The organism is Streptomyces sp. S.PNR 29, assembly GCF_030386795.1.
In the GTDB taxonomy this organism is placed as follows: domain Bacteria; phylum Actinomycetota; class Actinomycetes; order Streptomycetales; family Streptomycetaceae; genus Streptomyces.
In genome coordinates this window covers 837435-859887 of sequence record NZ_JANUQM010000002.1, presented here as the reverse complement: position 1 = coordinate 859887, position 22453 = coordinate 837435, and the positions used below count along the sequence as shown (strand labels likewise).

General features: G+C 73.2%; 18 protein-coding genes and 1 pseudogene. 13 read left to right on the top strand and 6 right to left on the bottom strand.

Annotation, left to right across the window (positions count from 1 at the left end; genetic code table 11):
- Window positions 1-27: 27 nt before the first annotated feature.
- The 7 genes from NW895_RS08555 (at window position 28) to cobI (ending at window position 11060) form a co-directional block, all read left to right on the top strand.
- A complete protein-coding gene (locus tag NW895_RS08555) occupies window positions 28-981 on the top strand; it encodes a cobalamin biosynthesis protein (protein WP_289934726.1) in 954 nt (317 codons plus the stop codon).
- A complete protein-coding gene (locus NW895_RS08550; protein WP_289934725.1) occupies window positions 978-2486 on the top strand; it encodes a cobyric acid synthase in 1509 nt (502 codons plus the stop codon). Before NW895_RS08555 ends, NW895_RS08550 begins: the two co-directional genes overlap by 4 nt.
- Window positions 2483-6142, top strand: a complete 3660-nt coding sequence (cobN, locus tag NW895_RS08545; RefSeq protein WP_289934724.1) for a cobaltochelatase subunit CobN — start codon at window positions 2483-2485, stop codon at window positions 6140-6142. The genes NW895_RS08550 and cobN overlap by 4 nt, the downstream gene beginning before the upstream one ends.
- Window positions 6143-6311: 169 nt before the next feature.
- Window positions 6312-8294 carry a putative cobaltochelatase gene (locus NW895_RS08540; RefSeq protein ID WP_289934723.1) on the top strand — a complete coding sequence of 661 codons (1983 nt, stop codon included), beginning with the start codon at window positions 6312-6314 and terminating at the stop codon, window positions 8292-8294.
- Window positions 8294-8893 carry a cob(I)yrinic acid a,c-diamide adenosyltransferase gene (gene cobO, locus NW895_RS08535; protein ID WP_289934722.1) on the top strand — a complete coding sequence of 200 codons (600 nt, stop codon included), beginning with the start codon at window positions 8294-8296 and terminating at the stop codon, window positions 8891-8893. Before NW895_RS08540 ends, cobO begins: the two co-directional genes overlap by 1 nt.
- A complete protein-coding gene (locus NW895_RS08530; RefSeq protein WP_289934721.1) occupies window positions 8893-10332 on the top strand; it encodes a cobyrinate a,c-diamide synthase in 1440 nt (479 codons plus the stop codon). The genes cobO and NW895_RS08530 overlap by 1 nt, the downstream gene beginning before the upstream one ends.
- On the top strand, window positions 10329-11060 hold the full coding sequence (gene cobI, locus NW895_RS08525; protein WP_289934720.1) for a precorrin-2 C(20)-methyltransferase: 732 nt from the start codon (window positions 10329-10331) through the stop codon (window positions 11058-11060). The genes NW895_RS08530 and cobI overlap by 4 nt, the downstream gene beginning before the upstream one ends.
- Before the next feature lie 17 nt (window positions 11061-11077).
- Here cobI and NW895_RS08520 read toward each other — a convergent pair whose 3' ends face one another.
- Window positions 11078-11806, bottom strand: a complete 729-nt coding sequence (locus NW895_RS08520) for a ZIP family metal transporter (RefSeq protein ID WP_289934719.1) — start codon at window positions 11804-11806, stop codon at window positions 11078-11080.
- 87 nt (window positions 11807-11893) lie between these two features.
- On the opposite strand from NW895_RS08520, the gene cobM reads away from it, so the two are divergent.
- From cobM to cobC, 6 genes are read left to right on the top strand one after another with little or no spacing between them, the layout of a single operon-like run.
- Window positions 11894-12712, top strand: coding sequence for a precorrin-4 C(11)-methyltransferase (gene cobM, locus NW895_RS08515; protein WP_289934718.1), 819 nt, complete (start codon window positions 11894-11896; stop codon window positions 12710-12712).
- Window positions 12709-13941: a precorrin-6y C5,15-methyltransferase (decarboxylating) subunit CbiE gene (gene cbiE, locus NW895_RS08510; RefSeq protein WP_289934717.1), complete on the top strand. Its 1233-nt coding sequence runs from the start codon at window positions 12709-12711 to the stop codon at window positions 13939-13941. Before cobM ends, cbiE begins: the two co-directional genes overlap by 4 nt.
- On the top strand, window positions 13938-15629 hold the full coding sequence (gene cobJ, locus NW895_RS08505; protein WP_289934716.1) for a precorrin-3B C(17)-methyltransferase: 1692 nt from the start codon (window positions 13938-13940) through the stop codon (window positions 15627-15629). The genes cbiE and cobJ overlap by 4 nt, the downstream gene beginning before the upstream one ends.
- Window positions 15626-16213 carry a precorrin-8X methylmutase gene (locus tag NW895_RS08500; protein WP_289934715.1) on the top strand — a complete coding sequence of 196 codons (588 nt, stop codon included), beginning with the start codon at window positions 15626-15628 and terminating at the stop codon, window positions 16211-16213. Before cobJ ends, NW895_RS08500 begins: the two co-directional genes overlap by 4 nt.
- A complete protein-coding gene (locus tag NW895_RS08495; protein WP_289934834.1) occupies window positions 16207-17139 on the top strand; it encodes a sirohydrochlorin chelatase in 933 nt (310 codons plus the stop codon). Before NW895_RS08500 ends, NW895_RS08495 begins: the two co-directional genes overlap by 7 nt.
- A complete protein-coding gene (cobC, locus tag NW895_RS08490) occupies window positions 17129-18196 on the top strand; it encodes an Rv2231c family pyridoxal phosphate-dependent protein CobC (protein WP_289934714.1) in 1068 nt (355 codons plus the stop codon). Before NW895_RS08495 ends, cobC begins: the two co-directional genes overlap by 11 nt.
- Before the next feature lie 180 nt (window positions 18197-18376).
- On the opposite strand, the pseudogene NW895_RS08485 reads toward cobC, so the two are convergent.
- From NW895_RS08485 to NW895_RS08465, 5 genes and pseudogenes are all read right to left on the bottom strand, one after another.
- Window positions 18377-18544, bottom strand: a pseudogene (locus NW895_RS08485) (substrate-binding domain-containing protein); the annotation flags it as partial.
- Between the two features lie 145 nt (window positions 18545-18689).
- A complete protein-coding gene (locus NW895_RS08480; RefSeq protein ID WP_289934713.1) occupies window positions 18690-19781 on the bottom strand; it encodes an amidohydrolase family protein in 1092 nt (363 codons plus the stop codon).
- A 109-nt stretch (window positions 19782-19890) separates the two neighbouring features.
- Window positions 19891-20682, bottom strand: a complete 792-nt coding sequence (locus tag NW895_RS08475; protein WP_289934712.1) for an amino acid ABC transporter ATP-binding protein — start codon at window positions 20680-20682, stop codon at window positions 19891-19893.
- Window positions 20679-21515, bottom strand: a complete 837-nt coding sequence (locus NW895_RS08470) for an amino acid ABC transporter permease (protein ID WP_289934711.1) — start codon at window positions 21513-21515, stop codon at window positions 20679-20681. Before NW895_RS08470 ends, NW895_RS08475 begins: the two co-directional genes overlap by 4 nt.
- Window positions 21512-22357: a basic amino acid ABC transporter substrate-binding protein gene (locus tag NW895_RS08465; RefSeq protein WP_289934710.1), complete on the bottom strand. Its 846-nt coding sequence runs from the start codon at window positions 22355-22357 to the stop codon at window positions 21512-21514. The genes NW895_RS08470 and NW895_RS08465 overlap by 4 nt, the downstream gene beginning before the upstream one ends.
- Window positions 22358-22453 lie beyond the last annotated feature (96 nt).

The window sequence follows — 22453 nt, the reverse complement described above, 5'->3', positions numbered from 1 at the left end:
TGCCCGACCCCACGGCCGGCTGAGCCGATGCGGGCCGAACGCGTCTTCGCGTACGGCGCCGCCGCCGGCCTCCTCGGTGACCTGCTCCTCGGCGATCCACGCCGCGGGCATCCGGTCGCCGCGTTCGGGCGGGCCGCCGGTGCCGTGGAGCGGGCGTTGTGGCGGAACCACCGGGGCTGGGGCGCCCTGCACGCCGTCGTGTGCGCCGGCGGCGCCGTCGCCCTCGGAGCAGCCGCCGCCCGCGCCGTACGCCGCTCCCCCACCGCCTCCGTCGCGCTGACCGCCGCTGCCACCTGGTCCGTCGTCGGGGGGACCTCCCTCGCGCGCGAGGCCAGGACCATCGGGCGGGCCCTTCAGGCGGGGGACATCGAGGCCGCCCGGGCGCGGCTGCCGCACCTGTGCGGGCGGGATCCGCAGGCGCTGGACGCCGACGGGATCGCCCGGGCCGTGGTCGAGTCCGTCGCCGAGAACACCTCCGACGCGGTGGTGGGGGCCCTGGTGTGGGGGTCGCTGGCCGGGGTGCCGGGGCTGCTCGGATTCCGGGCCGTGAACACCCTCGACGCCATGGTCGGCCACAAGTCACCCAAGTACCTCCGCTTCGGCTGGGCTTCGGCCCGGCTCGACGACCTCGCCGGATGGCCGGGCGCCCGGCTGACCGCCGCCCTCGCCGCCGTCGCGGGCGACAGCCCCCGGGGGGCGGTACGGGCCTGGCGAGCGGACGCCGCGAAGCACCCGAGCCCCAACGCCGGGCCCGTGGAGGCGTCGTTCGCGGGTGCCCTGGGCGTCCGGCTGGGCGGGACACTCTCGTACGGCGGGCGGGTGGAGCACCGGCCCCTCCTCAACCGGGACGGCCGTGCCGTCCGGGTCGGCGACATCGAGCGGGCCGTACGGCTCTCCCGGCGCGTCGGCCTGCTCGCGCTCGGCGCCGGTGTCGCCGGGCGGCGCATCGTCAAGGGTCTTTCAAGGGGGCGTACATCATGAGCGGTGGTCTCCTCGTCGCCGGCACCACCTCCGACGCCGGCAAGAGCGTCGTCACCGCCGGTATCTGCCGGTGGCTGGTGCGGCAGGGGGTGAAGGTCGCCCCCTTCAAGGCGCAGAACATGTCGCTCAACTCCTTCGTGACGCGCGAGGGGGCCGAGATCGGGCGGGCGCAGGCCATGCAGGCACAGGCGTGCCGCATCGAGCCGACCGCGCTGATGAACCCCGTGCTGCTCAAGCCGGGCGGCGAGCAGAGCAGTCAGGTGGTGCTCCTCGGGAAGCCGGTGGGCGAGCTGAGCGCGCGCGGCTACCACGGTGGGCGGCAGCAGAAGCTGCTCGGGACGGTGCTGGAGTGTCTGGCCGAGTTGCGGGGCACGTATGACGCGGTGATCTGTGAGGGGGCCGGTTCTCCCGCCGAGATCAATCTGCGGCGGACCGACATCGTGAACATGGGGATCGCCCGCAATGCCGGGCTCCCGGTCCTGGTCGTCGGCGACATCGACCGCGGCGGGGTCTTCGCCTCCTTCTTCGGGACGGTCGCCCTGCTGTCGCCCGAGGACCAGGCGTTCGTCGCCGGGTTCCTCGTGAACAAGTTCCGCGGGGACGTCTCGCTGCTCGAACCCGGGCTCGACATGCTCCACGGGCTCACCGGACGGCAGACGTACGGCGTCCTCCCTTACCGGCACGGCCTCGGCATCGACGAGGAGGACGGGCTCAGGGTGTCGCTGCGCGGTGCCGTACGGGAGTCGGTCGTCGCACCGCCCGTCGGCGACGACGTGCTCCGTGTCGCCGTCTGCGCGATCCCCCTGATGTCCAACTTCACCGACGTGGACGCGCTGGCCGCCGAGCCGGGTGTCGTGGTGCGGTTCGTGGACCGGCCGGAGGAACTGGCCGACGCCGACCTGGTGGTGATCCCGGGGACCCGGGGGACGGTCCGGGCGCTGGAGTGGCTGCGGGAGCGCGGGCTCGCGGACGCCATCGCCCTGAGGGCCGCTGAACACAAGCCCGTCCTCGGCATCTGCGGTGGCTTCCAGATCCTCGGCGAGCACATCGAGGACGAGGTCGAGAGCCGCCGCGGGCACGTCGACGGACTCGGGATCCTGCCGTTGCGGGTGCGGTTCGCCCGCGAGAAGACCCTCACCCGGCCGGTGGGGGAAGCCCTCGGTGAGCGGGTCGAGGGGTACGAGATCCATCACGGGGTCGCCGATGTCGCAGGCGGTGAGCCCTTCCTGGACGGCTGCCGGGTCGGCCAGACCTGGGGCACGCACTGGCACGGCTCGCTGGAGTCGGACGGCTTCCGGCGGGCCTTCCTGCGCGAGGTGGCGGCCGCCGCGGGCCGCCGTTTCGTACCGGCCGCCGACACCTCGTTCGCCGCGCTGCGCGAGGAGCAGCTCGACCGGCTCGGCGACCTGATCGAACAGCACGCGGACACGGACGCGCTGTGGCGGCTCATCGAGTCGGGCGCGCCGCAAGGACTGCCTTTCATTCCACCGGGAGCGCCCGCATGAGCACAGTGTTGTTGTTGTCGACCGCCGACACGGATCTGCTGGCCGCCCGGGCCTCCGGCGCCTCGTACCGGATCGGCAACCCGACCCGGGTGGACGTCGCCGAGGAGCTGCCCGCACTGGTCGAGGGCGCGGACATCGCCGTGGTACGGCTGCTGGGCGGCAAGCGCGCCTGGGAGGACGGGCTCGCCGCGCTGAAAGCCTCGGGCATCCCGACCGTGCTGCTCGGCGGGGAGGCCGTGCCGGACGCGGAGCTGATGGCCGAGTCGTCCGTGCCGGCCGGGGTCGTGGCGGAGGCCCTCAGGTACCTCGTGGAGGGCGGCCCGGCCAACCTCACCGAGCTGGCGCGGTTCCTGTCGGACACCGTGCTGCTCACGGGTGAGGGGTTCGCCGAGCCGCGGAAGATGCCGGAGTACGGCGTTCACGGCGAGCGTCCGTACGTCGAGGGCCGGCCCACCGTCGGCGTGCTCTTCTACCGTGCCCACGAGCTGAGCGGCAACACCGCCTTCGTGGACACGCTGTGCGACGCGATCGAGGCGCGCGGCGCCAACGCCCTTGCGGTGTACTGCGGTTCGCTGCGCGGCGCCGACGCCGGGCTGTACGAGATCCTCGGCCGGGCCGACGCACTGGTCGCCACCGTCCTCGCCGCCGGCGGCACACACGCCTCGCAGGCGTCGGCGGGCGGGGACGAGGAGTCCTGGGACATCGGGGCGCTCGCCGAACTGAACATTCCCGTGCTGCAGGGACTGTGCCTCACCTCGACGCGAGCCGCCTGGGACGAGTCCGACGCCGCCCTCTCCCCCATGGACGCGGCGATGCAGGTCGCGATCCCGGAGTTCGACGGGCGCCTGATCACCGTGCCGTTCTCCTTCAAGGAGCAGGTCGTCGAGAAGGGCGCCGACGTGCCCGTGTACGTCGCCGACCCGGAGCGGGCCGCGCGGGTCGCCGGGATCGCCGTACGGCACGCGCGACTGAAGCACAAGCGCAACGAGGACAAGAAGGTCGCGCTCGTCTTCACGGCGTACCCGACCAAGCACTCGCGCGTCGGCAACGCGGTGGGCCTCGACACGCCGGCGTCGGCGGTGCGCGTGCTGGACGCCCTCAGGGACGCCGGATACCTGGTCCAGGGGCACCCCGACAACGGCGACGAGCTGATCCACCGGCTCATCGAGGCGGGCGGCCACGACGTCGAGTGGCTGACGGAGGAGCAGCTGGCCGCCGCGCCCGCGCGGGTGCCGCTCGCGGACTACGAGGCATGGTTCGACAAGCTCGACCCGGAGCTGCGCCAGGCCATGGTGGACGCGTGGGGCGAGCCGCCGGGCTCGTTGTACGTCGACGGGGACGACATCGTGCTGGCCTCGCTCCAGTTCGGGAACGTCGTCGTGATGATCCAGCCGCCGCGCGGCTTCGGCGAGAACCCCATCGCGATCTACCACGACCCGGACATGCCGCCCTCCCACCACTACATGGCGGCCTACAGGTGGCTGGAGAACAGCTTCGGCGCCGACGCGATCGTCCACATGGGCAAGCACGGCACGATGGAGTGGCTGCCGGGCAAGGGGCTCGGTCTCAGCGGTGGTTGCGCTCCGGACGCCGTGCTCGGCGACCTGCCGCTGATCTACCCGTTCATCGTCAACGACCCCGGCGAGGGCACCCAGGCCAAGCGCCGCGGCCACGCCACCGTCGTCGACCACCTGGTGCCGCCGATGGCGCGCGCCGACACGTACGGCGACCTGGCCAAGCTGGAGCAGCTGCTCGACGAGTACGCGCTCGTCTCCGACCTGGACCCGGCGAAGGCACCGGCCGTGCGGGCGCAGATCTGGACCCTCGTCAAGGCGGCCGAGCTGCACCACGACCTGCACGTGGACGAGCAGCCGGACGACGACGAGTTCGACGAGTTCGTCATGCACATCGACGGCTACCTCTGCGAGATCAAGGACGTGCAGATCCGGGACGGCCTGCACATCCTGGGCGGCGGTCCGGTCGGTGAGCCGCGCGTCAACCTGGTGCTGGCCGTGCTGCGTGCCTCGCAGGTGTGGGGCGGGCAGGCCAACGCCCTGCCGGGCCTGCGAGCCTGCCTGGCGGCCCATTTCGGGCTGGTCGAGAAGGAGTTGCTCGCCGAGCCGGGCGCCCCGGTGAAGGTGCCGGTGGAGCTGACGGATCTCGTCGAAGGCCCGGCGCGTACCGCGGCCGACGCGATCGACCTGCTGGAGCAGCTGTGCCGGCGGATCGCGGAGGGCATGGAATCCCGGGCGTGGGACGTCGCGGCGGCCCCGGCCCTGGTCCGTGAGGTCCTCGGCACCGAACTCCCCGACGCCGTCGCCGTGCTGGAGTTCGCCTGCGAGGAGGTCGTACCGCGTCTGGCGAGGACCACCGACGAGATCGGCCACATCCTCAAGGCCCTCGACGGTGGTTACGTCCCGGCGGGGCCGTCCGGTTCGCCGACGCGCGGACTGGTCAACGTGCTGCCGACCGGACGGAACTTCTACTCGGTCGACCCCAAGGCCATTCCGTCGAGGCTGAGCTGGGAGGTCGGTCAGTCGCTGGCGGACTCCCTCGTCCAGCGGTACCTCCAGGACACCGGCGAGTACCCGAAGTCGGTGGGCCTCACGGTGTGGGGCACCTCCGCGATGCGTACCCAGGGCGACGACATCGCCGAGATCCTGGCGCTGCTGGGCTGCCGTCCGGTGTGGGACGACGCCTCGCGGCGCGTGACGGGCTTCGAGGTCGTCGGCCTGGAGGAGCTGGGCAGGCCGCGCATCGACGTCACGGTCCGTATCTCCGGCTTCTTCCGGGACGCGTTCCCGCACGTCGTCGGGCTGATCGACGACGCGGTACGGGCGGTGGCCGAGCTGGACGAGCCCGCCGACCGCAACTTCGTGAAGGCGCACGCCGACGAGGACACCGCCGGGCACGGCGACCGGCGGCGGGCGACGGCTCGCATCTTCGGGTCCAAGCCGGGGGCGTACGGGGCCGGGTTGCTGCCGTTGATCGATGCGCGGAACTGGAGAAGCGACGCGGATCTGGCCGAGGTGTACGCCGTGTGGGGCGGCTACGCCTACGGGCGAGGGCTCGACGGGCGGGCGGCGCGCGGGGACATGGAGACGGCGTTTCGGCGGATCGCCGTCGCGGCGAAGAACGTCGACACGCGGGAGCACGACATCGCGGACGCCGACGACTATTTCCAGTACCACGGCGGCATGGTCGCCATGGTGCGGCACCTGACGGGCGCGAGCCCCGAGGCGTACGTCGGGGATTCGGCGACGCCGGACCAGGTGAAGACCCGGACTCTGGGTGAGGAGACGCACCGCGTCTTCCGTGCCCGGGTGGTCAACCCGCGCTGGATGGCGGCGATGCGGCGGCACGGCTACAAGGGTGCCTTCGAGATGGCGGCCACCGTCGACTACCTGTTCGGGTACGACGCCACGGCCGGGGTCGTGGACGACTGGATGTACGAGAAGCTGGCCGGCGAGTACGTCTTCGCCCCCGAGAACCGGGAGTTCATGAAGCAGTCGAACCCGTGGGCGCTGAGGGGCATCACCGAGCGCCTGCTGGAAGCGGCTGACCGAGGGCTCTGGGCGGAGCCGGACCAGGAGACCCTGGACCGGCTCCGGGCGACCTACCTCGAACTCGAGGGCGATCTGGAGGGGGATGCATGATCTTCCTCGTCACCCCCGCGTCGGCGGGGAGCACCGGATGTACGAGCGACTCAGCGCGGAGTACGTCGGACCACCCCCGCGTCGGCGGGGAGCAGGCTTCGACCATGACGAGGTCGCGACTCGGCTGCGAGGCGTTCCGCCATGAATTCCCCGAAGGAGTGATCACCGCGTGAGCACGCCCTATCCCTTCAGTGCCCTCGTCGGACAGGACGACCTCCGCTTGGCGCTGCTCCTGAACGCGGTAAGCCCCGCGGTGGGCGGTGTCTTGGTACGGGGAGAAAAGGGGACCGCGAAGAGCACGGCCGTACGCGCGCTGTCGGCGCTGCTGCCGGAGGTGGACGTCGTCCCCGGGTGCCGGTTCTCCTGCGACCCGGCCTCCCCCGACCCCGCCTGCCCGGACGGACCGCACGAGAGCGGCGGTGGCGTCGGGCGTCCGGCCCGCATGGTCGAGCTCCCCGTCGGCGCCTCCGAGGACCGGCTCGTGGGCGCGCTGGACATCGAGCGTGCCCTGGCGGAGGGCGTGAAGGCGTTCGAGCCGGGCCTGCTGGCCGACGCGCACCGCGGGATCCTGTACGTCGACGAGGTCAATCTCCTCCACGACCACCTCGTCGACCTGCTGCTGGACGCGGCCGCGATGGGCGCGTCGTACGTGGAGCGCGAGGGCGTCTCCGTACGGCACGCGGCGCGTTTCCTGCTCGTCGGGACCATGAACCCCGAGGAGGGCGAACTGCGGCCGCAGCTGCTGGACCGGTTCGGGCTGACCGTCGAGGTCGCCGCCTCCCGGGAGCCCGACCAGCGCGTGGAGGTCGTGCGGCGGCGGCTCGCCTACGACGACGACCCGGCCGGGTTCGCCGCGCGGTGGGCCGACGAGGAGGCCGCCGTACGGGCGCGGATCGTCACCGCGCGGGAGCTGTTGCCGTCGGTGCGGCTGGGTGACGGGGCGCTCAGGCAGATCGCGGCGACCTGTGCCGCCTTCGAGGTGGACGGCATGCGGGCCGACATCGTGATGGCGCGTACGGCCACGGCCCTGGCCGCGTGGGCGGGGCGGACCGAGGTGCTCGCCGAGGACGTACGGCAGGCGGCGCTGCTCGCGCTGCCGCACCGGCGGCGGCGCAATCCCTTCGACGCGCCGGGGCTCGACGAGGACAAGCTCGACGAGACGCTGGAGGAGTTCGGGGACTCCCCCGACGACGACGATCCCGGTCCGGACGGGCCCGGCGGGGGCGGCGGGCAGTCGCCCTCGGAGGGGCCGCAGGGCGGTGACACCGGTGCGCGTCCCGAGGCCGGCGAGGGCGGGGAGCCGCAGGCTTCGGGCTCGTCCGAGCAGTCCGCGGCTCGGGCCTCCGAGCCCTTCCGGACGAAGGTGCTGAGCGTGCCCGGCATCGGCGAGGGGGCCGCCGGGCGGCGGTCCCGGGCGCGGACCGAGCACGGGCGGACGACCGGGGCCCGGCGACCGCAGGGGGCGCTCACCAAGCTGCACCTGTCGGCGACCGTGCGGGCGGCGGCGCCGCATCAGCGGGCGCGGGGACGGTCGGGGCCGGGGCTGGTCGTACGCCGGGACGATCTGCGGCAGGCGAAGCGCGAGGGGCGTGAGGGCAACCTCGTGCTGTTCGTGGTCGACGCCTCCGGGTCCATGGCGGCGCGGCAGCGGATGGGCGCCGTGAAGGGGGCCGTGCTGTCGCTGCTGCTGGACGCCTATCAGCGGCGGGACAAGGTGGGGCTGGTGACGTTCCGGGGGGCGGGCGCGGAGGTGGCGCTGCCGCCCACGTCGTCCGTGGACGCGGCGGCGGCCCGGCTGGAGTCGCTGCCCACCGGCGGGCGGACTCCGCTCGCCGCCGGGCTGCTGAAGGCGCACGAGATGCTGCGCGTGGAGCGGCTGCGGGATCCGGCGCGGCGGGCGCTGGTCGTCGTGGTGACGGACGGGCGGGCCACCGGTGGGCCCGAGCCGGTCGCGCTGGCTTCGCGTGCGGCCCGGCTGTTCGCCGCCGACGGGATCGCCTCCGTGGTCGTCGACTGCGAGTCGGGGCCCGTGCGGCTGGGACTGGCCGGGCAGCTCGCGGGTGAGCTCGGCGGTACGGCGGTGACGTTGGACGAGCTGCGGGCGGACAGCATCGCCGGACTGGTGAAGGACGCACAGAGGAGGGCCGCGTAATGCCTCAGGGACAGCCGAGTGTGGTGCCGGACGACGGACTGACCACGCGTCAGCGCCGCAACCGCCCGCTGGTGGTCGTGCACACCGGCATCGGGAAGGGCAAGTCGACGGCCGCCTTCGGGCTCGCCCTGCGCGCCTGGAACCAGGGGTGGCCGATCGGGGTGTTCCAGTTCGTCAAGTCGGCGAAGTGGAAGGTCGGCGAGGAGAACGCGCTGCGGGTGCTCGGCGCCTCCGGGGAGGGCGGCACCGTCGACTGGCACAAGATGGGCGAGGGCTGGTCGTGGGTGCAGCGCGATCAGCAGATGGACAACGAGCAGAAGGCCCGGGAGGGCTGGGAGCAGGTCAAGAGGGACCTGGCGGCCGAGACGTACCGGCTGTACGTGCTCGACGAGTTCGCGTACCCCATGCACTGGGGGTGGGTGGACACCGATGAGGTCGTGGACGTCCTGCGGAACCGGCCCGGCACCCAGCATGTGGTGATCACCGGGCGGAACGCGCCCGGGAAGCTCGTGGACTTCGCCGACCTCGTGACCGACATGTCCAAGGTCAAGCACCCCATGGACGCCGGGCAGAAGGGGCAGAGGGGCATCGAGTGGTGATGTCCTCGTCCGTCCCCCGGCTGGTCATCGCCGCGCCTTCTTCGGGCAGCGGCAAGACCACCGTTGCCACGGGGCTGATGGCCGCGTTCGCCGCGCGGGGGCTCGCCGTGTCCCCGCACAAGGTCGGGCCGGACTACATCGACCCCGGGTACCACGCGCTCGCCACCGGGCGGGTGGGGCGGAACCTCGACGCGTACCTGTGCGGGCCGGAACTGGTCGGGCCGCTGTTCCTGCACGGGGCCCGGGGGTGTGACATCGCCGTCGTCGAGGGGGTGATGGGGCTGTACGACGGGGCCGCCGGGGAGGGCGAACTGGCGTCCACCGCTCATGTCGCCAAGCTGCTGCGGGCGCCCGTCGTCCTCGTGGTGGACGCGTCGTCGCAGTCCCGGTCGGTGGCGGCGCTGGTGCACGGGTTCGCGTCGTGGGATCCGGAGGTACGCGTCGGGGGCGTGATTCTGAACAAGGTCGCGTCGGACCGGCACGAGGAGTTGCTGCGGGAGGCGTTGGACTCGGCCGGGGTGCCCGTGTTGGGGGTGCTGCGGCGGGTGGCTCAGGTGGACGCGCCGTCGCGGCATCTGGGGCTGGTGCCGGTTGCCGAACGGCGGTCCGCGGCTGTGGAGGCGGTTGCCGCGATGGCGGCGCAGGTGAGCGCCGGATGCGATCTTGATGGGTTGGTGGCGCTGGCGCGGGGTGCGGGTGTGTTGTCCTGTGCGGCTTGGGATGCGGCTGAGGCCTTGGCTTCTTCGCCCCCGCCGCCCCTTCCCGTTCCCGGCCCCGGGGGCCCTGCCCCCGGACCCCCGGTTCGGCCTGAACGGCCTCGTCCTCAAACGCCGGACGGGCTGGTTGTCGCTGTTGCCGGCGGAGAGGCGTTCACCTTCTCCTACGCCGAGCACGCCGAACTGCTCACCGCCGCCGGGGCCGATGTCGTCACCTTCGATCCCCTTCGGGACGAGCAACTGCCGGACGGTACCGCGGGGTTGGTCATCGGCGGCGGGTTCCCCGAGGTGTACGCCGCTGAGCTGTCCGCCAACGAACCCCTGCGCAAGGCCGTCGCCGCCCTCGCGGAGAGCGGTGCTCCGGTCGCCGCCGAATGTGCCGGGCTGCTCTACCTGTGCCGGGAGCTGGACGGGCGGCCCATGTGCGGGGTGCTGGACGCGACGGCCCGGATGTCCGAGCGGCTCACCCTCGGGTACCGGGACGCCGTTGCCGTGAGCGACAGTGCGCTCGCCGCGGCGGGGACGCGGATGCGGGGGCACGAGTTTCATCGGACCGTGGTCGAGCCCGGGGCCGGAGCCGTTCCCGCCTGGGGGCTGCGGGCTCCCCGGCGGCGGGTCGAAGGTTTCGTACAACGCGGTGTGCACGCGAGTTATCTGCACACGCACTGGGCGTCCGAGCCCGGTGTCGCCCGTCGGTTCGTGGAGAGGTGCCGGACGTCATGAGCAGCAGGCTGGTCGGAGTCGGGGTGGGGCCCGGTGATCCGGAGCTGGTGACCGTCAAGGGGGTCAACGCCCTGCGGGCGGCGGCTGTCGTCGTCGTGCCCGTCATGGACACCGGCGAGCGGGGGCGGGCCGAGGCGACCGTGTTGCACTACGTGCCCGAGGAGAAGGTCGTACGGGTCGTGTTCGCGCTCAACGAGCGCAGCGACCGGGCGCGGCGCGAGGCCGCCTGGGACGCGGCCGGGGAACGGGTGGCCGAGCTGCTGAAGCAGTACGGCAGCGTCGCCTTCGCGACCATCGGCGACCCCAATGTGTACTCGACGTTCACCTATCTCGCGCAGACCGTCGCCGAGCTGGTTCCGGGGATCGTGGTGGAGACCGTGCCGGGGATCACCGCCATGCAGGATCTGGCGGCTCGGTCGGGGGCGGTGCTGACGGAGGGGACCGAGCCGTTGACGCTCGTGCCCGTCACCGCGGGGGCCGCCGTGCTCAAGGACGCCCTCGGCGGGCCCGGGACCGTCGTCGCCTACAAGTTCGGCCGGCAGGCCCGGGAGGTCGCCGAGGCGCTGCGCGAGACGGGGCGGCTCGGCGACGCCGTGTGGGGGTCGGCGCTGGGGCTGGAGACCGAGTCGATCCGGTCGGCCGCCGAACTCGACGGCGCTCCCCTGCCGTACCTGTCGACGCTGATCGCGCCCGCGCGGCGCGAGGGCGGGCGGGGCGGCAAGCTGTGAGGGCGTCGAGAGCGGCGTCAGCCCGCGATGCCGACCACCACCCAGATGAACGCCACCCCGGCGACCGTGCACAGCAGCGTCGAGTGTGCCGGGTGCTCGTGGTGGGCCTCGGGCAGGATCTCGGCGGCGGCGAGGTAGAGCAGGGCGCCGCCGAACAGGCCGAGGTAGCAGCCGAGCAGCGTCTCCGGGATCGTCACGAAGGCCGTCGAGGCAGCGCCCGCCACGGGCGCCACGGCGTCCGCGACCAGCATCGTGACCGCGCGGCGGCGGGCGTTCCCGTACAGGTGCGTGATCGTGTACGTGTTGAAACCGTCCGCGAAGTCGTGGGCGATCACGGCCAGCGCGACCGCCACGCCCATGCCGCCGCCGACCTGGAAGGCCGCGCCGATCGCCACGCCGTCCATGGCGCTGTGGCCGACCATCGCGGCGGCCGCCGTCAGGCCCACCTGGGGGACGCGGCCGTCACGTTCCCCGGCGCCGTGCGCGGCCTGGCGGGTGGCCAGCAGGCGTTCCACCAGATGGGCCAGCAGGAAGCCGGCCACGAACAGCAGCAGCGCGGCCGGCACCCCGAACACCTCGGTGCCCGCCGCCTCCAGGGCCTCCGGAAGCAGGTCCAGGCCGACCACGCCCAGCATCAGGCCACCGGCCAGGCCCAGCACCAGGTGGCGGCGGTCCGTCACGCGCAGTGCCGTCCAGCCGCCGGCCAGCGTCATGAGGAACGCGCCGAGCGCGACGAAGACCGCCATGCGCCCTTGCTATCCGATCGGCCCGCGTTCACGCACGTCCGACGGCAACAACCGCAGTAAGTATGTGAAGTGAGAGGACCGATTCCCATGGCCGATGCCCCCACCGGCAAGGTGACCTTCGTCGGTGCCGGCCCCGGCGCCGCCGACCTGCTGACGTTCCGTGCCGCGCGCGCCATCGCCGAGGCCGACGTCGTGATCTGGGCGGCCAGCCTGGTCCAGGCGGAGGTCCTCCAGCACGCGCGCGAGGACGCGGAGATCCTGGACTCGGCGACGATGTCGCTGGAGGACGTCGTGGCCGTGTACGAGCGGGCGCACGCGGAGGGGCTGCGTGTGGCCCGTATCCACTCCGGCGACCCCGCCCTGTGGGGTGGCACGCAGGAGCAGCTCGACCGGTGTCACGCGATCGGCGTCGAGACCGAGGTCGTCCCCGGCGTCTCGTCCTTCTCCGCGGTGGCCGCGCTCGCGCGGCGGGAGCTGACGATCCCCGAGATCGCGCAGTCCGTCGTGCTCACCCGGCTGGGCGGCGGCAAGACGCCGATGCCGCCCGGGGAGGAAGTGCGGGAGTTCGCCAAGCACGGCACGACCATGGCGGTGTTCCTGTCCGCGGCCCGCAGCGGGCAGCTGGTGCGGGAGCTGCTGGAGGGCGGCTATCCCACGACCACTCCCGTCGTCGTCGCCTACCAGGCGACCTGGCCGGAGGAGCTGGTCGTGAAGTGCACGATCGGCACGCTGGAGGAGACGGTCAAGGAACACAAGCTCTGGAAGCACACGCTGTTCCTGGTCGGCCCGGCCCTCGACGCGCACGGCACCCGCTCGCACCTGTACCACCCCGGTCACTTCCACGGCTACCGCAAGGCCGACCCCGAGGCCCGCAAGGCCCTGCGCGAGCGGGGTGCGAGCACATGATCAGGGTGGTCGGTACGGGGACGGGGGCGTCCGTCCCCGAGGACGTCCTCGCCGGTGCGGAGCTCGTCGTCGGCGGGCGGCGGCATCTGGACGCCGTACGGCTGCCCGAGGGGGCGGAGCGGGTCGTCCTCGGGGCGCTGGCGCCCGCCCTCGACACCATCGAGGAGTACGTGGAGAAGGAACGGCCGGTGGTCGTGCTGGCCTCCGGTGACCCCGGGTTCTTCGGGATCGTGCGGGCGCTGGCCGAGCGGTTCGGGTCCGGACGGCTCGACGTCCGGGCCGGGGTCTCCTCCGTCGCCGCCGCCTTCGCGCGCGTCGGGCTGCCGTGGGACGACGCGGTGGTGGTCAGCGCGCACGGGCGGGAGCAGCGGACGGCGGTGAACGTGTGCCGGGCGCATCCGAAGGTCGCCGTGCTGACGGGGCCGGGGGCCGGGCCGGCGGAGCTCGGGGCCGCGCTCAAGGACCGCTCTCGTGTCCTGGTCGTCGCCTCCGCGCTGGGTTCCGCGCACGAGCGCGTGGATCGGGTGACGCCCGCCGAGGCCGCCGGCCGGGACTGGGGGGCGGCGGTGAGCGTGGTGCTGTGCCTGGACGAGGAGCGGGCGCTCGGGCCCGTGCGGACGGTCGCGGGACCGTCCGGGAGGCCCGCGGGGTGGGCCCTGGAGGAGGCGGAGTTCGTCCACCGCGACTCGATGATCACCAAGTTCGAGGTGCGGGCGCTGGCGCTGGCCCGGCTCGGTCCCCGGCCGGGCGACCTGGTCTGGGACGTCGGCGCGGGCTCCGGGTCCGTGGCCGTGGAGTGCGCGCGCCTGGGCGCCGCCGTCACCGCGGTCGAGAAGACCCCGGACGGCGTCGAGCGGATCCGCGCCAACGCCGCCGCGCACGGCGTCGACGTCCATGCGGTGCACGGGACGGCACCGGCCGTGCTGGCCGGTCTCGACGATCCCGACGCCGTGTTCGTCGGCGGCGGGGGACGCGAGCTGCCCGCCGTCATCGGCGCGTGTGCGCAGCGCGCCCGGCGGACCGTGGTCGTCGCCATGGCCGCGCTCGACCGGGTGCCGGCGGCGCGCGAAGCGCTCATGAGTGCCGGGTTCACCTGCGACGGGGTGCTGTTGCACGCGTCGCGGCTGGCGCCGCTGCCGGGGGACGTGACCCGGCTCGCGGCCACCAATCCCGTATTTCTGCTGTGGGGTGTGAGGACCACGGCCCGTACCGAAGGAGTTGCCCAGTGATCGGCCTCATTTCCGCCACCGCGGCGGGCGCGGCGGCGCGGGACCGGCTGGCCGCGGCGTGGCCGGACCGCACGCGCGTGTACGACGGTCCCGTCGGGGACGCCGTGCGGGCCGCGTTCGCGGAGTGCGAGCAGCTCGTGTGCTTCCTGGCCACGGGTGCGGTGGTGCGGCTGGTGGCGCCGCTGCTGGGGGACAAGCGGACCGACCCGGGTGTGGTGTGCGTCGACGAGGGCGGGCGGTTCGCCGTGTCGCTGGTGGGCGGGCACGGCGGCGGCGCCAACGCGCTCGCGTACGAGGTCGGGGAGGTGCTGGGGGCGGAGCCCGTGGTGACGACGGCGACGGACGCCGTCGGGCTGCCGGGTCTCGACACCCTCGGCCTCCCGGTGGAGGGCGATGTCGCCGGGGTGTCGCGGGCGCTGCTCGACGGCGAACCCGTGGCTCTGCGCGCCGAGGTGCCGTGGCCGCTGCCCCCGCTCCCCGTCACCGACGAGGGACCGTACGTGATTCGCCTGACGGACCGTCTGGTCGATGCCGCCGAGCGGGAGGTCGTGCTGCGGCCGCCCTCCCTGGTCGTGGGCGTCGGCGCCTCCAAGGGCGCCCCGGCCGGCGAAGTGCTCGCACTGGTCGAAGGCTCGTTGCGCGACGCCGGCCTCTCCCCGAAGTCCGTCGCCGAGCTGGCCACCGTCGACGCCAAGGCCGGCGAACCCGGCATCGTCGGAGCGGCCGCGCGCCTCGGCGTCCCCCTCGTCACCCACTCCGCCGAGGAGTTGGCCGAGGTCGACGTCCCGAACCCCTCCGACGCGCCGCTCGCCGCCGTCGGCACCCCCTCCGTCGCGGAGGCCGCCGCCCTCATACGCGGCGGTGAACTCCTGGTCCCCAAGCGGAAGTCGGCCGCGAGCCCCGCGATGGCGACCTGTGCCGTCGTACGGCGGCCCGGGCGCGGGCGGCTCGCGGTGGTGGGGCTCGGGCCGGGTGCCCGGGACCTGCTCACGCCGCGCGCGAAGGCCGAACTCCGGCGGGCCCGTGTGCTCGTCGGGCTGGACCAGTACGTCGACCAGATCCGCGACCTGCTGCGGCCCGGCACCCGGATCCTGGAGTCGGGGCTGGGCGCCGAGGAGGAGCGGGCGCGCACGGCCGTCGAGGAGGCCCGGAAGGGGCAGGCGGTCGCGCTGATCGGGAGCGGGGACGCGGGCGTGTACGCCATGGCGTCGCCCGCGCTCGCCGAGGCATCCGACGACATCGACGTGATCGGGGTGCCCGGGGTCACCGCCGCGCTGGCGGCCGCCGCGATCCTCGGGGCGCCGCTCGGCCACGACCACGTGTCGATCAGCCTGTCCGACCTGCACACACCGTGGGAGGTCATCGAGCGGCGGGTGCGGGCGGCGGCCGAGGCGGACATCGTGGTGACCTTCTACAACCCGCGCAGCCGGGGCCGGGACTGGCAGCTGCCGAAGGCTTTGGCGATCCTCGCCGAGCACCGGGCGCCGGCGACGCCGGTCGGGGTCGTGCGGAACGCGTCGCGACCGGACGAGTCGAGCCGGCTGACGACCCTGGCCGCGCTGGACCCGGCGACGGTCGACATGATGACGGTCGTGACCGTGGGCAACACGGCGACCCGGCGGATCGCGGGACGCATGGTGACGCCGCGCGGCTACCGCTGGCAGACGAACCAGGAGGAGGCCCGGTGAACCGCGTCGTGCACCCCATCGAGCAGGAGTCGTTCCGGCGGCTGCGCGCCCGGCTCGACACCTCGCGCTTCCCGCCGCTGACCCGGGCGGTCGTGGAGCGGGTCATCCACTCCTCCGCCGACCTCGCCTACGCCGACGACCTCGTCATGGACGAGGGCGAGCTGGCGAAGGCGCATGCCGCGCTGCACGGCGGGGCGCCCGTGGTCGTGGACGTCGAGATGGTGGCCGCCGGGATCACCCGGCGGGAGACCGTCTGCCGTCTGAAGGACGCCACCGCCGGTCCCGGGCTGACGCGGTCGGCGCACGCGATGCGGCTGGCGTACGAGGAGGCCGGGCCCGGCGCGCTCTGGGTGATCGGCTGCGCGCCGACCGCCCTGGAGGAGCTGCTGACCCTGGACGCCTCGCCCGCGCTCGTCATCGGGCTGCCGGTCGGCTTCGTCGGGGCGGCCGAGTCCAAGGCCGCGCTGCGCGAGAGCGGGCTGCCCGCCGTGAGCAACGTGTCCGAGAAGGGCGGGTCGGCGGTCGCCGCCGCCGCGCTCAACGCCCTGCTGTACCACCCCCTTTCGTCCGAGGAGACATCGTGACCACCCCGCCCGCCCTGCTCATCGCCGGCCACGGCACCCGTGACGACGCCGGAGCCGAGGCGTTCCGCGACTTCGTGCGGGAGCTGGGGCGCCGCAACCCCGGCCTGCCCGTCGCCGGCGGCTTCATCGAGCTGTCCCCGCCGCCGCTGGGCGAGGCGGTCACCGAGCTGGTGGAGCAGGGCGTACGGCAGTTCGCCGCCGTGCCGCTGATGCTGGTGTCCGCCGGGCACGCCAAGGGGGACATCCCGGCGGCGCTGGCCCGCGAGAAGGAACGCCACCCCGGCATCTCGTACACGTACGGCCGTCCGCTGGGCCCGCACCCGGCGCTGCTGTCGGTCCTGGACCGGCGGCTCGACGAGGCCCTCGGCGGCACGGCCCGCACCCCCTCCGACCGGTCCGACGTGACCGTGCTGCTGGTGGGGCGCGGGTCGACCGACCCGGACGCCAACGCGGAGGTGTTCAAGGCGGCGCGGCTGCTGTGGGAGGGGCGCGGTTACGCGGGCGTGGAGACGGCGTTCGTGTCGCTGGCGGCGCCGGACGTGCCGGGCGGCCTCGACCGGTGCGTACGGCTGGGCGCCAAGAGGATCGTGGTCCTGCCGTACTTCCTGTTCACCGGGATCCTGCCGGACCGGGTGCGACAGCAGGCGGAGGGCTGGGCGGAGGCGCACCCGGAGGTCGAGGTGCGGTCCGCGGACGTCATCGGCCCGGAGCCGGAGCTGCTGGACCTGGTGATGGAGCGGTACGAGGAGGCCCTCAAGGGTGACCTGCGGATGAACTGCGACTCGTGCGTGTACCGCGTCGCGCTGCCCGGCTTCGAGGACAAGGTGGGGCTCCCGCAGCAGCCGCACTTCCACCCGGACGACGACGGTCACCATCACCACGGGCACCACCACGGCCACGGGCACGCCCACACCCATGCGCACTGAGTCCGGCGGGCACGATCTGCGGCACCACGGCGACGCCGAGGTCCGTGACGACGGCTCGGCGCTGGTCGACCTGGCCGTGAACGTGCGCGCGGACACGCCCCCGGCCTGGCTGCGGGAGCACATCGCCGGGTCGCTCGACGAACTCGCCGCCTACCCGGACGGGCGGGCCGCGCGGGCGGCGGTGGCGGCGCGGCACGGGCTGCCGGCGGAGCGGGTGCTGCTGACCGCCGGGGCCGCCGAGGCGTTCGTGCTGCTGGCGCGTGCCCTGAAGGTGCGCCGGCCGGTCGTGGTGCACCCGCAGTTCACGGAGCCGGAGGCGGCGCTGCGGGACGCGGGGCACACGGTCGACCGGGTCCTGCTGCGCGAGGAGGACGGCTTCCGGCTGGATGCGGCGGTGGTGCCCGAGGACGCCGACCTGGTGGTGATCGGCAACCCGACGAACCCGACATCGGTGCTGCACCCGGCCGCCGCTGTCGCGGGGCTCGCCCGTCCCGGGCGGACGCTGGTGGTGGACGAGGCCTTCATGGACGCCGTCCCGGGCGAGCGGGAGGCGCTGGCCGGGCGGACGGACGTGCCGGGGCTCGTCGTGCTGCGCAGCCTCACCAAGACGTGGGGGCTGGCCGGGCTGCGCATCGGCTATGTGCTGGCGGCGCCGGAGACGATCGCGGACCTGGAGCGGGCCCAGCCGCTGTGGCCGGTGTCCACGCCGGCGCTCGCGGCGGCGCAGGCGTGCGTGTCCCCGCGCGCGCTGGCGGAGGCGGACCGGGCGGCGCACCGCGTCGCCGCGGACCGGGCCCATCTCGTCGCCGGGCTCGCACAGTTCGCCTCCCACGGGCTGCGGGTCGTCGGGCCCGCCGAGGGCCCCTTCGTCCTTCTGCGCCTGCCCCGTGCCGCCGCCGTGCGCCGCCATCTGCGCGACCTCGGCTACGCGGTGCGGCGCGGGGACACGTTCCCGGGGCTGGGCGAGGAGTGGCTGCGGCTGGCGGTGCGGGACCGGGCGACCGTCAACGCGTTCCTCCAGGCTCTGGAGCGGGCGGTGACTCGGGCGGGCCGCTGAGGACGCGCTCCCGGGTGCCGTCCGGGAAGCGGATCTCCACGGTGCCGTCGGTGCCGGCCTCCGCGCTCGCCCCGGAGTACGGGGTCCGCGGGTCGGCGCTGCCGGGAAGGTGCGGCAGGTGCGTCGGTCCGTTGGTCGGCGACACATGCGGCGCGGTCATACGGGGGTGGGTCCTCCGTCTCAGGTGATCGCCGGGGGCGGGGCGCCGCTACGCCGTACGACGATGTGGGTGCCGAGCAGGTGGTGGGTGCCGGCGGCGTGCTCGGGGTCGCGCAGGGCGATGCGTACGGCGGCGCGGCCGAGTTCCTCGGCGGGGGTGCGGACGGTGGTGAGGGGCGGGTTGAAGTCCTAGGTCGTGTCCGCAAAGTCCCTCCGTCCGCCCGGAGGGCGGGCCCTGCGGCGTCTGGTGCGTGCTCTGGGGGTCCCCCCTGCTCGAAGAGCTTGGGGGAGCGTGCCAGGCGTCGCGGGGCAGGAGGGACTTTGCGGACACGGCCTAGTCGACGATCCGTCCGTTGACCACCACGCGGCGCGGTGCCGCCAGTACCCGGACGTCCGCACGCGGGTCCGCCTCGTAGACGACGAGGTCCGCCGCCGCGCCCTCGTCCAGCCCGGGACGGCCGAGCCACTTCCGGGCCGCCCAGGTCGTCGCCGAGAGGGCCTCGACCGGCGGGATGCCCGCCGTGACCAGTTCCGCGACCTCGGCCGCCACGAGGCCGTGGGGCAGGGTGCCGCCGGCGTCCGTGCCGACGTACACCGGGATGCCGGCGTCGTAGGCGGAGCGGACGGTGTCGTAGCGCGTGGCGTGCAGCCGGCGCATATGGTCCGCCCAGCGGGGGTACTTCGTCTCGCCGCCGAAGGCGAGCTTGGGGAAGGTGGCGATGTTGACCAGGGTCGGGACGATCGCCACCCCGCGCTCCGCGAAGAGCGGGATCAGGTCCTCCGTGAGGCCCGTGGCGTGTTCGATGCAGTCGATGCCGGACTCCACCAGGTCGCGGAGCGAGTCCTCGGCGAAACAGTGGGCGGTCACGCGCGCGCCCAGGCGGTGGGCCTGAGCTATGGCCGCCTCGACCGCGTCCCGCGGCCAGCAGGCCGACAGGTCGCCCACCTCGCGGTCGATCCAGTCGCCGACCAGCTTGACCCAGCCGTCGCCCCGGCGGGCCTCCTGGGCGACGTAGGCGACCAGGTCCTCCGGCTCGATCTCGTGGGCGTAGCCGCGGATGTAGCGGCGGGTGCGGGCGATGTGCCGGCCCGCGCGGATGATCTTCGGGAGGTCCTCGCGGTCGTCGATCCAGCGGGTGTCGGAGGGCGAGCCCGCGTCGCGGATCAGCAGGGTGCCGGCCTCGCGGTCGGTCAGCGCCTGCTTCTCGGCGACGTCCTGGTCGACCGGGCCGTGCGCGCCGAGGCCCACGTGGCAGTGGGCGTCGACGAGCCCGGGCAGGGCCCAGCCCTCCACCGTGCGGACGTCACGGACGCCGACGGGACGGTCATAGGAGATCCGGCCGTCGACGACCCACAGCTCGTCGCGGACCTCGTCGGGTCCGACCAGCACCCGGCCCTTCACGTGCAGCACCGCGCGATCGCTCATGTACCGCACCCTAGTGCCCCGGCACCAGGGCGTTTCATCCGGATCAGCTCGGCGTCGCGGGCCCTGGCACGCGCATCTGCCGCGTCTCCGTCGGTCGCCGCGCAAGACCCTAGTCGGTGGCCTGGCCCATCCGGTCCGGCGCCTCCTCCACCTCGGCCATCGCCGGGTCGAGGAGGCGGGAGAGGAAGTGGCGGGTACGGTCGTGGCGGGGGTTGCCGATGACCTGCTCGGGGGTGCCGTCCTCGACGATCACGCCGCCGTCCATGAAGACGACCCGGTCGGCGACCTCGCGGGCGAAGGTCATCTCATGGGTGACGACCATCATGGTCATGCCCTCCTGGGCGAGCATGCGCATGACCGCGAGGACATCGCCCACCAGCTCCGGGTCGAGCGCCGAGGTCGGCTCGTCGAACAGCATCACCTCGGGGCCCATGGCGAGCGCCCGGGCGATGGCGACGCGCTGCTGCTGGCCGCCGGAGAGGGAGGACGGGTAGGCGTCCGCCTTCTCGGACAGGCCGACCCGCGCCAGGTTCTCGGCGGCGACCCGCGCGGCCGTCGCCTTGTCCCGGCGCAGCACCCGGCGCTGCGGCAGCGTGAGGTTCTCGGTCACCGTCAGGTGCGGGAACAGGTTGAACTGCTGGAAGACCATGCCGATCCGACGGCGTACGGCGTCGATGTCGACGTCCGGGTCGGTCAGTTCGGTGCCGCCGGCGAAGACCTGGCCCCTGGTGGGTTCCTCCAGCAGGTTCACGCACCTGAGCAGGGTCGACTTGCCGGAGCCGGACGGGCCGATGACACAGACGACCTCGCCCCGGCGGATCTCCAGGTCGATGCCGCGCAGCACCTCGTTGTCCCCGAAGGACTTGTGCAGGTCGCGTACTTCGATCTCCGGACGGCTCATTTCACGGCCTCCTGGGCCTTCGCCTCCATACGGCGAACGACGAAGCCGAGCGGGATCGTGACCAGCAGGTAGCACAGGCCGGCGACCAGGATCGGCGTGGAGTTGGCGGTCTGGCTGGCCAGGTCACGGCCGTACTTGGACAGTTCCCGCTCCTGCAGTGTCACCCCGAGGAACAGCACCAGCGAGGAGTCCTTGAAGAGCAGGACCAGTTCGTTGGTGAGCGGCGGGAGGATGATCCGGAACGCCTGCGGGATGATGATCGAGACCATCGCGCGGGCCGGGGAGAAGCCCAGCGAGCGGGCCGCCTCCATCTGCCCCTTGGGGACGGCCTGGATGCCGGCGCGGATCGTCTCCGCCATGTACGCGGCGGCCACCAGGCCGAGCGCGAGGGCGACCTTGCCGTACGTCCCGCCGATGATCTCGGTGCCGGGGAAGGCCAGCGGCACGGCGACACCGATGAAGATGAAGATCAGCAGGGCGGGCAGGCCGCGGAAGATCTCGATGTAGATCCCGGCGAGCCAGCGGTACGGGCCGACGGACGACAGCCGCATCAGCGCGATCACCATGCCGAGGGCCAGGCCGACGGCGAAGCCGGACACGGTGTAGAGCACGGTGTTCTTCAGCGCCAGCGTGATGACGTCCGGGAACATCCGCTCCGCGATGTCCGCCTGCGCGAACTGGTTCTGCAGTCGCCCCCAGTCGGCCGAGACCGCGAAGGCGATCACGGCCGCGACGAAGACGGCGTACTGGACGCCGCGCGACACGCCGCGCTTCTGACGCCGGGTCATGCCCTTCTTCTTCGGCTGGACCTCGGTCGTGGCTGTGTCGGTCATGAGGCGGCGGGCGATGCCGCGGACTCGTCGTACGGGCCGATCCACTTCTCGTACAGCTTCTTGTACGTGCCGTCGGCCTCGGCGTCCTTGATCGCCTTGTTGATGGCGGCGAGGAGCTTGGTGTTGCCCTTCTTCACCGTGAAACCGTACTGCTCACCGGTGTCGAGGTTGTCGACGACCTTGAAGGCACCGGCGTTGGCCTTGTCCTTCAGCCAGCCCTGGACGACCGGGTAGTCGATGACCACGGCCTGGACCTGGCCGGTGCGCAGGCCGTTGAGGACGGCGTCGGAGGACTCGAAGGAGACCGGGTCGAGGCCCTTGCTCTTGGCGTAGTCCTCGCCGGTCGTCTGCGCCTGGGCGCCGAGCTTCCTGCCCTTCAGGTCGGCGAAGGAGCCGATGCCGCTCTTCTTGCCGACCAGCACCGCCTGGGTGGCGTTGAAGTACGGGTCGGAGAAGTCGACGTTCTTCTTGCGTTCCTCGGTGATGGTCATGCCGGCCGCGGCGAGGTCGCACTCGCCGGAGTTGAGGAACGCACCGGTCTTGAAGTTCTCGAACGGCGTGTCGAGGATGTCCTGCTTCACGCCCAGGTCCTTGGCGACCAGGTCGATCAGCGACACGTCGAAGCCCTGCACCTTGCCGTCGACCTCCGACTGGAAGGGCGGATACGGCAGGTGGGTGCAGGTGGTGAGTTGGCCCGCCTTGACGAGCTCCACGCCGCCCGCGGCCGTCTTCGAACCGCTGCCGCCGCCGTCGGTGGAGGTGCAGCCGGCCACGAGCACCAGCCCAGCCGTCGCGGTCGTGGCGGCCAAAACGCGCGCTCGGCGCCCGAGGAGCGTGATCACTGGGGCCTCCTGTCAGGGAATGATGGGTTCCGATTATAAGGAAAAGTTTGAGTATCCCAAACCAAACCGATGGCAACAGTGCGGCCCGACCTAAGA

Coding starts and splice junctions, on each gene's coding strand:
- cobN (WP_289934724.1), top strand. CDS start 2,483: ATGAGCACAGTGTTGTTGTTGTCGACCGCCGACACGGATCTGCTGGCC.
- NW895_RS08555 (WP_289934726.1), top strand. CDS start 28: ATGCGGGCCGAACGCGTCTTCGCGTACGGCGCCGCCGCCGGCCTCCTC.
- cobM (WP_289934718.1), top strand. CDS start 11,894: ATGGCCGATGCCCCCACCGGCAAGGTGACCTTCGTCGGTGCCGGCCCC.
- NW895_RS08475 (WP_289934712.1), bottom strand. CDS start 20,682: ATGAGCCGTCCGGAGATCGAAGTACGCGACCTGCACAAGTCCTTCGGG.
- cobO (WP_289934722.1), top strand. CDS start 8,294: ATGCCTCAGGGACAGCCGAGTGTGGTGCCGGACGACGGACTGACCACG.
- cobC (WP_289934714.1), top strand. CDS start 17,129: ATGCGCACTGAGTCCGGCGGGCACGATCTGCGGCACCACGGCGACGCC.
- cobI (WP_289934720.1), top strand. CDS start 10,329: ATGAGCAGCAGGCTGGTCGGAGTCGGGGTGGGGCCCGGTGATCCGGAG.
- cbiE (WP_289934717.1), top strand. CDS start 12,709: ATGATCAGGGTGGTCGGTACGGGGACGGGGGCGTCCGTCCCCGAGGAC.
- NW895_RS08530 (WP_289934721.1), top strand. CDS start 8,893: ATGTCCTCGTCCGTCCCCCGGCTGGTCATCGCCGCGCCTTCTTCGGGC.
- NW895_RS08480 (WP_289934713.1), bottom strand. CDS start 19,781: ATGAGCGATCGCGCGGTGCTGCACGTGAAGGGCCGGGTGCTGGTCGGA.
- NW895_RS08550 (WP_289934725.1), top strand. CDS start 978: ATGAGCGGTGGTCTCCTCGTCGCCGGCACCACCTCCGACGCCGGCAAG.
- NW895_RS08520 (WP_289934719.1), bottom strand. CDS start 11,806: ATGGCGGTCTTCGTCGCGCTCGGCGCGTTCCTCATGACGCTGGCCGGC.
- NW895_RS08470 (WP_289934711.1), bottom strand. CDS start 21,515: ATGACCGACACAGCCACGACCGAGGTCCAGCCGAAGAAGAAGGGCATG.